At 68.1% G+C, this 13454-nt stretch carries 12 protein-coding genes; 9 read left to right on the top strand and 3 right to left on the bottom strand.

From position 1 onward, the window contains the following. Positions 1 to 10 precede the first annotated feature (10 nt). Entirely contained in the window at positions 11 to 1363 is a 1353-nt protein-coding gene (locus tag KTR9_RS21210; protein WP_014928049.1) for an MFS transporter, read from the top strand. Positions 1364 to 1423: 60 nt separating this feature from the next. Here KTR9_RS21210 and KTR9_RS21205 read toward each other — a convergent pair whose 3' ends face one another. Continuing rightward, the gene (locus KTR9_RS21205; protein WP_044507235.1) at positions 1424 to 2080 is read right to left on the bottom strand and encodes a hypothetical protein; all 657 of its coding nucleotides are present in this window, start codon (positions 2078 to 2080) and stop codon (positions 1424 to 1426) included. Positions 2081 to 2161: 81 nt separating this feature from the next. On the opposite strand from KTR9_RS21205, the gene KTR9_RS21200 reads away from it, so the two are divergent. Both KTR9_RS21200 and KTR9_RS21195 read left to right on the top strand, forming a co-directional pair. After that, a complete protein-coding gene (locus KTR9_RS21200; RefSeq protein WP_010840750.1) occupies positions 2162 to 3448 on the top strand; it encodes an adenylosuccinate synthase in 1287 nt (428 codons plus the stop codon). A 73-nt stretch (positions 3449 to 3521) separates the two neighbouring features. After that, a complete protein-coding gene (locus tag KTR9_RS21195) occupies positions 3522 to 5075 on the top strand; it encodes an adenylate/guanylate cyclase domain-containing protein (RefSeq protein WP_014928047.1) in 1554 nt (517 codons plus the stop codon). A 9-nt stretch (positions 5076 to 5084) separates the two neighbouring features. Here KTR9_RS21195 and KTR9_RS21190 read toward each other — a convergent pair whose 3' ends face one another. Beyond that, positions 5085 to 5483, bottom strand: coding sequence for a hypothetical protein (locus tag KTR9_RS21190; protein WP_044507233.1), 399 nt, complete (start codon positions 5481 to 5483; stop codon positions 5085 to 5087). Between the two features lie 72 nt (positions 5484 to 5555). After that, complete coding sequence (locus tag KTR9_RS21185) at positions 5556 to 7148, bottom strand: Na+/H+ antiporter (protein ID WP_014928046.1); 1593 nt, start codon at positions 7146 to 7148, stop codon at positions 5556 to 5558. 44 nt (positions 7149 to 7192) lie between these two features. Here KTR9_RS21185 and KTR9_RS21180 point away from each other — a divergent pair, with 44 nt between their 5' ends. From KTR9_RS21180 to KTR9_RS21155, 6 genes are all read left to right on the top strand, one after another. Next, positions 7193 to 7552 (top strand): UBP-type zinc finger domain-containing protein, encoded by a 360-nt coding sequence (locus KTR9_RS21180; RefSeq protein ID WP_014928045.1) that lies wholly within the window; start codon positions 7193 to 7195, stop codon positions 7550 to 7552. Positions 7553 to 7658: 106 nt separating this feature from the next. Beyond that, complete coding sequence (gene purT, locus KTR9_RS21175) at positions 7659 to 9416, top strand: formate-dependent phosphoribosylglycinamide formyltransferase (RefSeq protein WP_014928044.1); 1758 nt, start codon at positions 7659 to 7661, stop codon at positions 9414 to 9416. A 14-nt stretch (positions 9417 to 9430) separates the two neighbouring features. After that, positions 9431 to 9910, top strand: coding sequence for a DUF456 domain-containing protein (locus tag KTR9_RS21170; RefSeq protein WP_010840744.1), 480 nt, complete (start codon positions 9431 to 9433; stop codon positions 9908 to 9910). 144 nt (positions 9911 to 10054) lie between these two features. After that, positions 10055 to 11167, top strand: a complete 1113-nt coding sequence (locus tag KTR9_RS21165; RefSeq protein WP_014928043.1) for a ferredoxin reductase — start codon at positions 10055 to 10057, stop codon at positions 11165 to 11167. Positions 11168 to 11175: 8 nt separating this feature from the next. Beyond that, positions 11176 to 12459 carry a fatty acid desaturase family protein gene (locus KTR9_RS21160; RefSeq protein ID WP_014928042.1) on the top strand — a complete coding sequence of 428 codons (1284 nt, stop codon included), beginning with the start codon at positions 11176 to 11178 and terminating at the stop codon, positions 12457 to 12459. A gap of 88 nt (positions 12460 to 12547) precedes the next feature. Then, the gene (locus KTR9_RS21155; protein ID WP_231742211.1) at positions 12548 to 13450 is read left to right on the top strand and encodes an LLM class flavin-dependent oxidoreductase; all 903 of its coding nucleotides are present in this window, start codon (positions 12548 to 12550) and stop codon (positions 13448 to 13450) included. The last annotated feature ends 4 nt before the right edge of the window (positions 13451 to 13454 follow it).

Below are 13454 nucleotides of genomic sequence, written 5' to 3'. Positions count from 1 at the left end.
TGTGTCGGTCATGGCTACCTCCACACTCGCAGCTGCGCCGGTCGTCGAGACCGATGCCGAGCGTCGCAAGCGCCTCCGCACCGTCGTCGCGGCAAGTCTTCTCGGCACGACCGTCGAGTGGTACGACTTCTTCCTCTACGCGACCGCGGCGAGCCTCGTGTTCAACCAGCTGTTCTTCCCCGACCAGAGTTCGTTCGTCGGCACGCTGCTGTCCTTCGCCACGTTCGCGGTGGGCTTCGTGGTGCGTCCGATCGGCGGAATCGTGTTCGGGCACATCGGCGATCGCATCGGCCGCAAGCGCACACTCGCGATCACGATGGTGATGATGGGCGTCGCGACCGCCCTGATGGGCGTGCTGCCGACCGCGGCGTCGGTCGGTGTGCTCGCCCCGATCCTGTTGCTGCTCCTGCGGGTCGTGCAGGGGTTCGCGCTGGGCGGGGAGTGGGCTGGTGCGGTCCTGCTGTCGGTCGAGCACAGTCCGGACGGCAAGCGCGGTCTGTTCGGGAGCATCCCCCAGATCGGTCTGGCGCTCGGACTCGCACTGGGTACCGGTGTGTTCGCACTGCTGCAGGTGGTCCTCGACGAGCAGGCGTTCCTGACCTACGGCTGGCGCATCGCGTTCCTGGTGAGCATCGTCCTCGTGGTCATCGGCTTCGTCGTGCGCCTGAAGGTGGACGAGACGCCGGCGTTCGCCGAGGTCGCCGAACTCGCGAAGAAGTCCACGGCACCGCTGCGTGACGTCGTGGTCCCGCCGAACACGCGCAACACCGTCCTCGGTCTCCTTGCCCGGTGGGGTGAGGGCTCCGCCTTCAACACCTGGGGCGTCTTCGCGATCGCTTACGCCACCAGCGAACTCGACATGGAGAAGGTCCCGGTCCTGGTGGCCGTGACGATCGCGTCGCTGGTGATGGCGGCCCTGCTGCCGTTCTCCGGCCTGCTCACCGACCGCTATGGCGCCAAGACGATCTACCTCATCGGGATCACCGCCTACGGCGTGGCGGTCTATCCGGTGTTCGCCCTGTTCGGGACGGCGAACCTGCTGTGGTTCACCGTCGGGCTGGTGATCGTCTTCGGCGTGATCCATGCGCTCTTCTACGGCGCGCAGGGAACGTTGTTCGCGAGCCTGTACCCGACCCCGGTGCGATACACGGGCCTGTCGGTGGTCTATCAGTTCTCCGGCATCTACGCCTCGGGACTGACGCCGCTGATCCTCACCGCACTGATCGGCGCGGCGAGCGGGTCGCCGTGGCTGGCCGCCGGATATCTCGTACTCACCGCGATCATCAGCGTCGTGGCGACCGCGCTCATCCGGCGCGACGACCTCCACCTCACGACAGGTCCGGAGGCACGGCCGGTCGCCTGACCCGCCGGGAATCGGTAGCGACAATGCGCGTCATATCCGCACTGACGCTACGGATTCCGGTCAGGGGCGAACGAGCAACATATCGGTGACATGACGGTAGAACGTCGACCGCTTGAGGACGCGCGGGTTCACCACACCCTCACGTTCGACGACGACATTCGTGCCGCCGGTCTGGCAGGCACGTCCGGCGAACCACTTGCCCGGCAGCAACATCCGCTCGACCTGCGCGCGCAGCCCGGGCGCGACGAGGGTCGGTTCGATGAGGATCGAGCGCACCTCGCCGTCGAACAGGCGCTCGTTGTCGACATAGGTCTCACCGTGGAGTTTCGCGCCCTCGGCGCCCAGGTGACGGGCGCTGCCGACCACGACCGTCGCGGCGTCGTCACGGATGAGCGGGACCGCGACCGCGGTGCCGTGCTCGGCCAGTTCGCGCGCGGGGCGTCCGTGCGGCAAGCCGTAGCGGCGCGTCGCCGGGGTGGCCTCGGCGGAGACGTACGCGACCTCGACGTCGAGTCGTTCGGTGACCATCAGTGCGGCGAGCACCTGGGACAGGAAGATGTCGTTCTCGTGGGCCACGGTGGGCGCGAACCGCTCGGCGACGCGCGGTTCGACGACGAGGCGGGAGACCGCGGGATCGGTCAGGGCATCGGCGACCGCGGCACGGACGGCCTTCTTGTCGTCGGCGCGGCTGGTCTGGCTGAGAAGGGCAAACGGCACGCGGATAGCGTATCGAGCGCGCGGACCCAGTAGTGTTGGTCGGGTTTGGTCCCAAGCGCGCCACACAAAGGAGTACCGGACATGGCCGCGATCGTGCTTATCGGAGCCCAGTGGGGTGACGAGGGCAAAGGCAAAGCGACCGACCTCCTCGGAGGCCGGATCAACTGGGTTGTCCGCTACCAGGGTGGCAACAACGCCGGGCACACCGTCGTACTGCCGAGCGGGGAATCCTTCGCGCTGCACCTCATCCCGTCCGGCATCCTGACGCCCGGCGTGCAGAACGTGATCGGCAACGGCGTGGTCGTCGACCCCGGCGTGCTCCTCACCGAGCTCGGTGGACTCGAGGACCGCGATGTCGACACCTCGGGCCTGCTGATCTCCGCCGACGCGCACCTGCTGATGCCGTACCACGTCGCGATCGACAAGGTCACCGAGCGCTTCTTGGGCAACAAGAAGATCGGCACCACGGGCCGCGGCATCGGCCCCTGCTATCAGGACAAGATCGCCCGCGTGGGGGTCCGCGTCGCCGACGTCCTCGACGAGAAGATCCTGGCCCAGAAGGTCGAGGCCGCGCTCGAACTCAAGAACCAGATCCTGGTCAAGATCTACAACCGCAAGGCCCTCGACCCGGCGCAGGTCGTCGACGAGGTCCTCGGCCAGGCCGAGGGGTTCAAACACCGCATCGCCGACACCCGGCTGCTGCTCAACCAGGCACTCGAAAACGGCGAGACGGTGCTGCTCGAGGGTTCCCAGGGAACCCTGCTCGACGTCGACCACGGCACCTATCCGTATGTGACGTCGTCGAACCCGACGGCCGGCGGCGCGGCGGTGGGTGCCGGTATCGGCCCCAACAAGATCACCACCGTCCTGGGCATCCTGAAGGCCTACACCACACGGGTGGGCTCGGGGCCGTTCCCGACCGAGCTCTTCGACGAGTGGGGCGCCTACCTGGCCAAGACCGGCGGCGAGGTGGGTGTGACCACCGGACGTGCCCGTCGCTGCGGCTGGTTCGACGCCGTGATCGCCCGCTACGCCACCCGCGTCAACGGGATCACCGACTACTTCCTCACGAAACTCGACGTCCTCTCCAGCCTCGACACCGTGCCGATCTGCGTGGCCTACGAGGTCGACGGCGAACGGGTCGAGGAGATGCCGATGACCCAGACCGGTTTCCACCACGCGAAGCCGATCTACGAGGAGATGCCGGGCTGGTGGGAGGACATCTCCCAGTGCAAGACCTTCGAGGAACTGCCGCAGAACGCGCAGAACTACATCCTGCGGCTCGAGGAGCTCTCGGGTGCGCACATCTCGTGCGTGGGCGTGGGTCCCGGTCGCGACCAGACCATCGTGCGGCGCGAGATCGTCTGAGGACCGACGCTCCGGCGGTGGCTCCGCGAAGCTCGTCGCGGATCCGGGCACGGCTCGTGATTAGCTAGTGCCCATGCGTGCCAAGCGGGGGAGTCGCGACTACGGTTCCATCCTGCTCGGATCCGTCGGCGAGAGCAGCATCAAGCAGCGGGTCCGGATTCAGACCCTGCTGACCGCGTCGATCGTGGTGGCCAACATGTTCGGCGCGATCGTCGCGGTCGCGCTCACCGCGGTCGGCATCCCGCAGCCGACCGTCTTCACCGCCGAACTCTGGTGGGTCAACTTCATCGTGGTGCCCGTCTACATCACCGTGGCCTTCGTGGTCGGGATCGGGTGGGGTACCTACGTCGGCGTCCGCGACCTGCGCTGGGCCATCCGCGACGTCCCGCCGACGAAACGTGACGCCCGGCGGACGATGCGGCTGCCGTGGCGGCTGTCGCTGGTCCAGGGTTTCCTGTGGGGTGTCGCCACCGTCATGCTCACGATCATGTACGGGATCGTCGACCCGCAGCTGATTCCGAAGACGCTGTTCGTGGTGAGCCTCAGTGGCGTCGTGGTGGTGGCGATCTCGTATCTCTTCATCGACTTCACGCTGCGTCCCGTTGCGGCGGAACTGATCTCGGCCGGGCATCGTAGGCGTAAGCGCACTGGTGTGAAGGCGCGCTCGGTCGTCTCGTGGATGGTGGGTTCGGCGATCCCGATCATCGGCATCCTGCTGGTGCTGGCCTTCGGGCTCGCACGGGACGAGACCTCCAAGCTCGACCTGTTCGTCGGTGCCACGGTCCTCGGGGTCACCGCCCTGTTCACCGGTCTGCTCCTGACGCTGCTGTCGAGCATGAGTGTGACCGGACCCATCCGCAGCGTGCGTGCCGGGATGAACCGCGTGAGCGACGGCGACCTCGAGAACGCCGACCTCGTCGTCTACGACGGCACCGAACTCGGCGACCTACAGGTCGGTTTCAACTCGATGGTCACCGGACTCCGTGAGCGAGAACGGATACGGGACCTCTTCGGCCGTCACGTGGGCCATGAGGTCGCCGAGGCGGCGATGTCGTCGAGTCCCGAACTCGGTGGCACCGAACGTCTGGCCGCCACGCTGTTCGTCGACGTCATCGGTTCGACGACGCTTGCCTCGCAACGACGACCGACCGAGGTCGTCGAGATCCTCAACAAGTTCTTCGCCGTCATCGTACGGTCGGTCGAGGAACACGACGGCCTGGTGAACAAGTTCGAGGGCGACGCGGTGCTCGCCATCTTCGGCGCACCGATCGACCTCGCCGACGCCGCCGGCAGTGCACTCGCCGCAGCCCGCGACATCGCCTCCGGTCTGGCCGAGGAGGTACCGGAGCTGTCGGCCGGGATCGGGGTCAGCCACGGGGCCGTGGTCGCCGGGAACGTCGGTGCCATCGAGAGATTCGAGTACACCGTCATCGGCGACCCGGTCAACGAGAGTGCCCGGCTGTCGGAGCTGGCCAAGCGGGATCCGCGGCGCCCGTTGGCCTCCGGGCGCGCGGTCAAGGCCGCGCAGCCGAGTGAGGCGGCGCGCTGGGAGGAACAGGAGACCACCTCGCTGCGCGGCCGTACGGAAGAGACCGCCGTGTTCGCCGCGTTCGTCGACGAAGAATGACGTTCTCGCTCAGCCGATCGCGTCCTCGGAGCTGATCAGCAACCCGTCGGGGCCGACGATGCTCAGGCCCAGTCCGTCGAAGACGGAGTACTTGTATCCGTTGTTGTAGGCGACGTAGTAGTAACGGCCACTGCCGTTCTCCTGCCGGTGCACCTCGGACACCGGGATGCACAGGGCGTTCCCGCTGGAGCGGGCGACACCCCGGTATTCGAGCGTGCCGTCGGTGCGCCACTGGCAGATCGACGCCGCCGACTGCGCGGTGACGACAGAGGTGACGGTCCGTTGCCCGGCATCGCAGGACGGTGCGGACGGAGCGGCGGCAGCGGTGGAGGTGCCGACGGCGAGAGCGCCGGCGGCGAGGACGAGGGAGGCGCCGGCGGTGGCCAGGCGGGTCATGGTCGTGGTCATGGGAACCGAAGGTAGGGCAGGACTTCCGAACGCGGAATGGGCAGAACTCCCCGGGTTCGTTCGGGTGGGGGACTACACGTCGCGGTCGCCCTGTCCCTCGGCGAAGTCGAGGCGGCGCAACGCGATCCGCAGTACTTCGTCGTCGATGCGGCCGGCGTCGCGTTCGGCGATGAACACCGCGCGCTGGATCTGCAGGATCTCCGTCCGCAGACGGGCCCCGGCCGACGTCGGACTCTCGCCGAGATCCTCGGGTCCGCGGCCCAGCTCCTCCCACGCGACGTTGCGCTGCGTCGTGATCCACTTGCGCAGCATCGCCACCTGGAGGCGGCGCGGATCGTCGTCGGTCAGCTCGGTGGCGTATTCGTCGAGCCGGCGTTCGGCTTCGCGGGACGCCCGGTCTTGCGCGGACGCATAGGCCAGCCGGTCCTGGGCCCGCTCGTCGCCGCTGACGCCCAGGAACCGGATGACCCAGGGCAGCGTCGTGCCCTGGATCAACAGCGTGCCCACCACGACGACGAAGGTGAGGAACAGGATCTCCGCACGGGCGGGGAAGGGCTCGTTCGCCTCGGTGTACACGGGGATGGCGAACGCGGCGGCCAGCGACACCACGCCGCGCATGCCGGCCCAGGAGACGACGAAGACCGACGCCGGGGTGGGTGACGGTTCGCGGTCGCGGATCCGACGCGACAGCAGGCGGGGCAGATACGTCGCGGGGAAGACCCAGACGATCCGCACGAGGATCGTCGCCGTCAGGACCGCCGCGGCGTCGATGGCGATCTGCGTCCACGACTCGTTCTCGACGCCCTCGATGAGCATGGGCAGCTGCAGACCGATCAGCAGGAAGACGAACGACTCGAGGATGGTGTCGATCGACTTGCGCACCGCGTCGTCCTGCAGTCGCGTCGCGTAACCCAGCCGCACCGACCGGTGCCCGAGGTAGAGACCGGCGGTGACCACCGCGATGACACCCGAGCCGTGCAGTTCCTCCGCGGCGTAGTACGTGGCGAACGGGACGATGATGCCGATGGCGGTCTCCATCGGCGGGTCGGTCAGCCAGACGCGCACCCAGGACACCACCATCCCCACGACGAGCCCCACGATCAGGCCGCCGAGGGCCGCCACCGCGAACGTCAGGACCCCTTCGCCGACCGTCGCGGTGGCGCCGACCGCCGCGGCGAGCGCTATCCGGAACGCGGTCAGGGCCGTAGCGTCGTTGAGCAGGCTCTCGCCGCCGAGCAGCGTCATCATCCGGCGCGGCAGACCCAGCCGCCGACCGATGGCCTGCGCCGAGACCGCGTCGGGCGGTGCGACGACGGCGCCGAGGACCAGCGCCGCGGCGAGCGGGAGGTTGGGGACCACGAGATAGGCGACGTACCCCACCACCAGCGTCGTCACCAGCGGGAGTCCGACCGCCAGGAACCCGATCGCGCGCCAGTTGGCGCGGAACGCCTGGTACGAACTCTCCTGCGCGGCGGAGTACAGCAGCGGCGGCAGGATCAGGAACAGCACCAGCTCCGGCTCAAGGGCCACCGACGGCAGCTCGGGGATCCACCCGATCCCCAGGCCGACGGTGACCAGCACGAGCGGCGACGACAGTTCGTAGCGACGACACAGCGCGGCGACCGCCACGGCGATGACCGCGACCAGCAGTAGCGATGCGCCCATTCGAGCGACTCTAGTGGCGCCCTCCGCGGTGGATAATGTCGAGCATGCAAATCTTTCGCCGGAAGTCCTCGTCCCCGGTCGCGTCCGGTCCACCGGAGGCCGGTTCCGACAGTTCGACGGCTACCGCGCGCTGCGCTGAGCTGGAGGCGTTCGACGCCGCACCGGCCGGCGATCCGGCACCCGCGGCCGGCGACGCCCGCAGCTGCCAGGATTGCGTCGCGATCGGTGAGACCCACTGGGCCCACCTCCGGAAGTGCTTGACGTGCGGGCACATCGGGTGCTGCGATTCCAGTCCGCGCCGGCATGCGACGGGTCACTTCCACGACACCGGGCACCCGGTCATGCGTTCGGCCGAACCGGGCGAGGTGTGGCGATGGTGCTTCGTCCACGAGGTGACGGGATGACCGCGCGAGGTCGGCGGGTGTGTCGTATGCCGGGGGTGAGTGACATCAAGCCCGCTCCCGGCGCGACCGCGTCGGGATCTGTGCTGACGGCAAGTAGGATTTGAGGATGACGTCGAACAGCGAGAGCGCGACCAGCGCAGCCCAGCCGGCGCCGACGACCGGGCCCCCGGACGTCATCGGCACGCCGCTGAGTCCGACCGCGACCAAGGTGATGGTCCTGGGAGCCGGTGAACTCGGCAAAGAGGTAGTGATCGCGTTCCAACGCCTCGGGGTCGAGGTCGTCGCCGTGGATCGGTACGCCGACGCACCCGGCCACCAGGTCGCCCATCACGCCGAGGTCATCGACATGACCGATGCCGATGCGCTGCACGCCGTCGTCGACAAGCATCGTCCCGCGTACGTGGTGCCGGAGATCGAGGCGATCGCCACCGAGGCCCTGGTCGACATCGCCGAACGCGGTATCGCCGAGGTCATCCCGACGGCGAGCGCGGTCGTCGCCACGATGAACCGCGAGGGGATCCGGCGCCTCGCCGACGAGGAGCTCGGCCTGCCGACGTCGCCGTATCTCTTCGCCGACACACTCGAGGAAGTCACCGTCGCAGCCCGCCAGATCGGGTTCCCGTGCGTGATCAAGCCGGTCATGTCCTCGTCGGGCAAGGGCCAGTCGGTCGTGCGCGGTCCCGAGGACCTGGCGTCGGCGTGGGAGACCGCGAACACCGGCGGTCGGGTGCGTGGCAGTCGGGTGATCGTCGAGGGCTTCGTCGAATTCGATTACGAGATCACCCTTCTCACCGTTCGGGCGATCGATCCGGCCACCGGCAGGCTCACGTCCCATTTCTGCGCGCCGATCGGTCACCGCCAGATCAACGGTGACTACGTGGAGAGCTGGCAGCCACACGAGATGAGCCCCGACGCGCACGCGTCGGCGACATCGATCGCAGCGCGCATCGCCACTGCCCTCGGTGACGGAAAGCTGGCCGGGCGAGGCGTTTTCGGCGTCGAGCTGTTCGTCAAGGGAGATGACGTCTACTTCTCCGAGGTCAGTCCCCGGCCACACGACACCGGTCTCGTCACGATGGCGACCCAGCGTTTGTCCGAGTTCGAGATGCACGCTCGGGCCATCCTCGGTCTCCCGGTCGATGTCACGCTCGCGTCCCCGGGGGCGTCGGCGGTCATCTACGGGCAGCTCGACCAGCCCGCCATCGGGTTCGAGAATGTTGCCGCGGCGCTCGCCGTACCGGAGACCGACATCCGCCTGTTCGGCAAGCCCGAGAGCTTCCACCGCCGGCGGATGGGCGTGATCACGGCGACCGCCGACGACGTCCCGGCCGCCCGTGAGCGCGCCGTCCGCGCCGCGTCGCTGGTCACCCCGGTGCCCGGCCGCGCCGCCGTCCGCACGGTCTCCCCGCTCCCACCCGCCCCGGCCCCGGCGCCTCCGCGACGTCCCGGACCTCCGCCCGGCCCGGCCGGACCCCCGCGTGGACCCGCGGGGCCGCCACCCGGCGTGCCGAAACCGGTGGGCGCACGGCCGGGCCCGCCTCCCGGTCGTCCGGGTCCGCCGCCCGCACCCCGGCCCCCGGTCCCGCGGCCGTCGGGCGGTCCGCGCCCGATGCCCCCGGCCCCGAAGCCCCCGCTCCCGAAGTCCCCGTCCCCGATACCCCCATCAGGGACCCCTCCGCGACCGGCTGGCCCGCCGCCACGGCCGGCGCCCACCACACACGCCCCGAACACCCAGGCCCCGAACGCGCAGGCTCCGAACCCGCAGGGCCCGGACGATCAGTCCGACGCGATGACCTCGATGGTCAAGACCGGTGGCCGGTCCTCCTCCGATGCGCGCCCCGGCGCGTCGGGTTCCGGCGAGTGACCGGGCGACACTAGGTGCCGCTCTGGGGTGAGCTGCTCGTCGCAGCCGTGATCGTGGTCGGTCTCGTGGGCATCGTCGTGCCGATCCTGCCCGGGACCCTGCTCATCGTGGGCGCCCTGTTCGTCTGGGCGCTGGTCGTCGGCGGCTGGGCCTGGTCGGTATTCGCACTGGCGCTCCTGGTCATCGCCGCCGGCGAGGTGATCAAATACCTGGTCGCCGGGCGTTCCCTGCGGTCGGACGCGATCCCCAACCGGACCATCGTGGTCGGCGGACTCGTCGGCATCGTCGGGTTCTTCGTCGTCCCGGTCGTCGGGCTGCTGCTCGGGTTCATCGTCGGCGCCCTCGTGTCGGAGCTGATCCGCACGCGGAGCATCGAACGTGCGTGGCGAGGCGCGTGGGCGGCGCTGAAGGCCGCCGCGAAGACCATCGGCATCGAATTGCTGTTCGCTCTGATCGCCACCGGCATCTGGACCGGCGGCGCGTTCGCGTGGTAACTGCCGGAGCGTCGCGCCACCGGCGATGACCTGGCATTATCGATTCTTGTGACCGCGGTCACCGATGAATGTGTACAGTCGTGCACCGAAGGGTAAATACCCGCCAGTAACTCCAGCCAAGGGGATTCCAGGGGAGGAGTCTGCGTGAACCTATTGAAGTGGAGCAAGCGGCCGGCCGCGGGTGTCGAGGCCCGCAAGCCGGAGGTCAACATCCTCCGGGGGCTGGTGGCCCGGGCCACCACGCCGCTGCTGCCGGACGATTATCTACATCTGATCAACCCACTGTGGAGCGCACGCGAACTGCGCGGCAAGGTGCTCGACGTCACCAAGGAGACCGACGACACCGCGACCGTCACGATCCGGACGGGCTGGGGTTTTCCCGACTCGTACAAACCGGGGCAGTACGTCGGCATCGGTCTGCAGATCGAGGGCAAGTGGCACTGGCGGTCGTACTCGCTAACGTCCATCGGAGCCGGCGAGAACAAGACCATCGCGATCACGGTGAAGGCCAACCCCGACGGGTTCCTGTCGTCGCATCTGGTCGACGGCGTCAGCCCCGGGACGATCATCCGGCTGCAGTCACCGAAGGGCGACTTCCACCTGCCCGAACCGGTTCCGGGCAAGATCTTGTTCGTCACCGCCGGCAGCGGGATAACGCCCGTGATGGCGATGCTGCGACAGCTGAGTGCGCACGGCCAGACCCCCGACATCGTGCACATCCACTCCGCGCCCACCCGCGACGACGTGATCTTCCTCGACGAGATGGAGCAGCTCGCCGACGAGGCCGACGACTACGACCTCAACCTCCAGCTGACCAAGGAGATGGGCAAGTTCGACGTCTCGCGGATGGACGAGTGGGCGCCGGACTGGCGTGAACGAGAATGCTGGGCCTGCGGGCCGGTGGCGCTGCTCGACGCGATGGAGGCCCATTACGAGGACGGCGGTCTGCGCGAGCGGTTGCACGTGGAGCGTTTCGCCATCGCGCGTACCGATCACGGTGGCGAAGGCGGCACCGTGAAGTTCGCGATCTCGGACAAGGAAGCCGAAATCGACGGCGCCACAACGCTTCTGGAAGCAGGTGAGAACCTGGGAATCCAGATGGCGTTCGGATGCCGGATGGGCATCTGCCAGACCTGCGTCGTGCCGCTCGCCGGAGGTTACGTCCGTGACCTGCGCACCGGCGAGGAGCGTCGCGAAGGAGAACGAATCCAGACATGCATCAGCGCCGTGTCTGGTGAATGCACCCTCGATCTGTAGGAGGCTTCATGGCCATCACCGACATCGATCAGTACGCACATCTCACCGACAGCGACGTCGAGACCCTCGGCGCCGAACTCGACGCCATCCGTCGTGACATCGAGGAGTCTCGCGGCGAGGCCGACGCCAAGTACATCCGGCGGGCGATCACCATCCAGCGAAGTCTTGCGGCCGGCGGCCGCCTCGCTCTGATGTTCAGCAACAAGAAAGTCGCCTGGGCGGCCGGTACCGCGATGCTCTCGCTGGCCAAGATCATCGAGAACATGGAACTGGGCCACAACGTGATGCACGGACAGTGGGACTGGATGAACGATCCGGAGGTCCACTCGGCGTCGTGGGAGTGGGACACCACCTGTCCGAGCGTGCAGTGGAAGCACTCGCACAACTTCGTCCATCACAAGTACACGAACGTCGTCGGGATGGACGACGACGTGGGCTACGGAATCCTCCGCGTCACCCGGGACCAGCCCTGGGAGTGGTGGAACGTCGGTAACCCGATCTACAACCTGACGCTGGGCACGTTCTTCGAATACGGTGTCGCGCTGCATCATCTGGAGACGGAGAAGCTGCGCAGCAAGGAGAAGACCTACCGCCAGGCGGCCAAGGATCTGCGGGTGATCGGTACCAAAGTCGGCAAGCAGGCCGCCAAGGACTACCTGATCTACCCCGTCCTGGCCGGTCCGAACTGGAAGACGACCCTGACGGCGAACTTCACGTCGAACATCATCCGCAACTACTGGGCGTACATGGTGATCTTCTGTGGTCACTTCCCCGACGGTGCCGAGAAGTTCACGGTCGAGGAGTTCGAGAACGAGGACCAGCCGCGCTGGTACCTGCGGCAGATGCTGGGATCGGCCAACTTCAAGGCGGGTCCCCTGATGCGGTTCATGAGCGGCAACCTCAGCCATCAGATCGAGCACCACCTGTTCCCCGACCTGCCCAGCAGCCGGTACGAGGAGATCGGGGTGCGCGTCCGCGAGCTCTGCGACAAGTACGACCTGCCGTACACGACGGGGACCCTCTTGGGTCAGTATGCGCAGTCGTTCCGGACGATCGCCAAACTGGCACTGCCGAATTCACTGTTGAAGGCGACATCTGACGATGCGCCGGAGACGGCGTCGGAGCTGCGGTTCGCGATCCGCGAGGGTATGACCGACCACTTCGGCGTCGACCCGGAGACCGGCAAGCGCCGCGGGTTGCGGACCGCGTTGCGCGAACTGAAGAACTCGCCGGTGCGGTCGGCGCATGTGGGACGGGCCGCGTCCGGTAGTCCGGGACGGAACCAGAACTGACACAACAGATGTCGCGCATCGTTGCGTTTCCCGCAACGATGCGCGACATCTGCGAAACCACGTCCGGGCGCCGGGCGTCCGTGCCAGAATGGCGCTCGTGCGCATCGGGATGACGATGCCCGTGATGGAGCCCGATCTCGACGCGGAGACGCTCCACTCGTGGGCCACCACCATCGACGACGGTCCGTTCAGCTCGCTGTGCTGGGGTGAACGCATCGCGTTCGACAACCCGGAATGCCTGACCTTCCTCGGGGCCCTGGCGGCGTGGACGCGCCGGGTGCCGCTGGTGATGACGGTCGTCGTCCCGCAGCTGCACGACCCGGTGATGCTCGCCAAGTCGCTGGCGACCGGCGACATGCTGTCGGCCGGACGCCTCACCGTGGCGCTCGGAGTCGGTGGGCGACACGAGGACTACCGGGCGGTCGGCGCCGACCCGTCGACGCAGACGATGCGTCAACTGGCCGACCGGGCCGCGACGATGAAACGGGTGTGGGCCGGGGACAAGCTCACCGAGTCGGTCCTGCCGGTCGGTCCGCCGCCGCACCGGAAGGGCGGGCCGCAGTTGCATGTCGGCACCACCGGACCGAAGACCATCCGCAGCGCGGTCGACTGGGCCGACGGGATCGCCGGGGTCACCCTCGATCTCGACACCCGCAAGCAGAACGAACTCTTCGACGTCGCCCGGTCGGCGTGGGCAGACGCCGGCCGCGCGGCGCCGCACCTCGCGACCTCCTTCTGGTTCGCGATCGGTGACGGTGACGGACCCCGTGCCCAGGTGACCCGGCACCTGCACCACTACATGAACTGGATCCCGACGGAGTTCGTCGACGCGATCGCACCCACCACGGGGTGGGCGGGCACCGAGGCAGAGCTCACCGAGGTCCTCCGGCGCTTCGCCGACATCGGCACCGACGAGGTGCAACTCATCCCGACCAGTTCGGACCCCGAGCAGCTGAGACGCGCCGCAGACGTGGTCGCGGCATTCGCCTGACGAA

Origin of the sequence: Gordonia sp. KTR9, from assembly GCF_000143885.2 — a bacterium.
Taxonomy (GTDB): domain Bacteria; phylum Actinomycetota; class Actinomycetes; order Mycobacteriales; family Mycobacteriaceae; genus Gordonia.
Note: the sequence above shows the minus strand (reverse complement) of the source record. Positions and strands in the feature narration are given on the sequence as shown.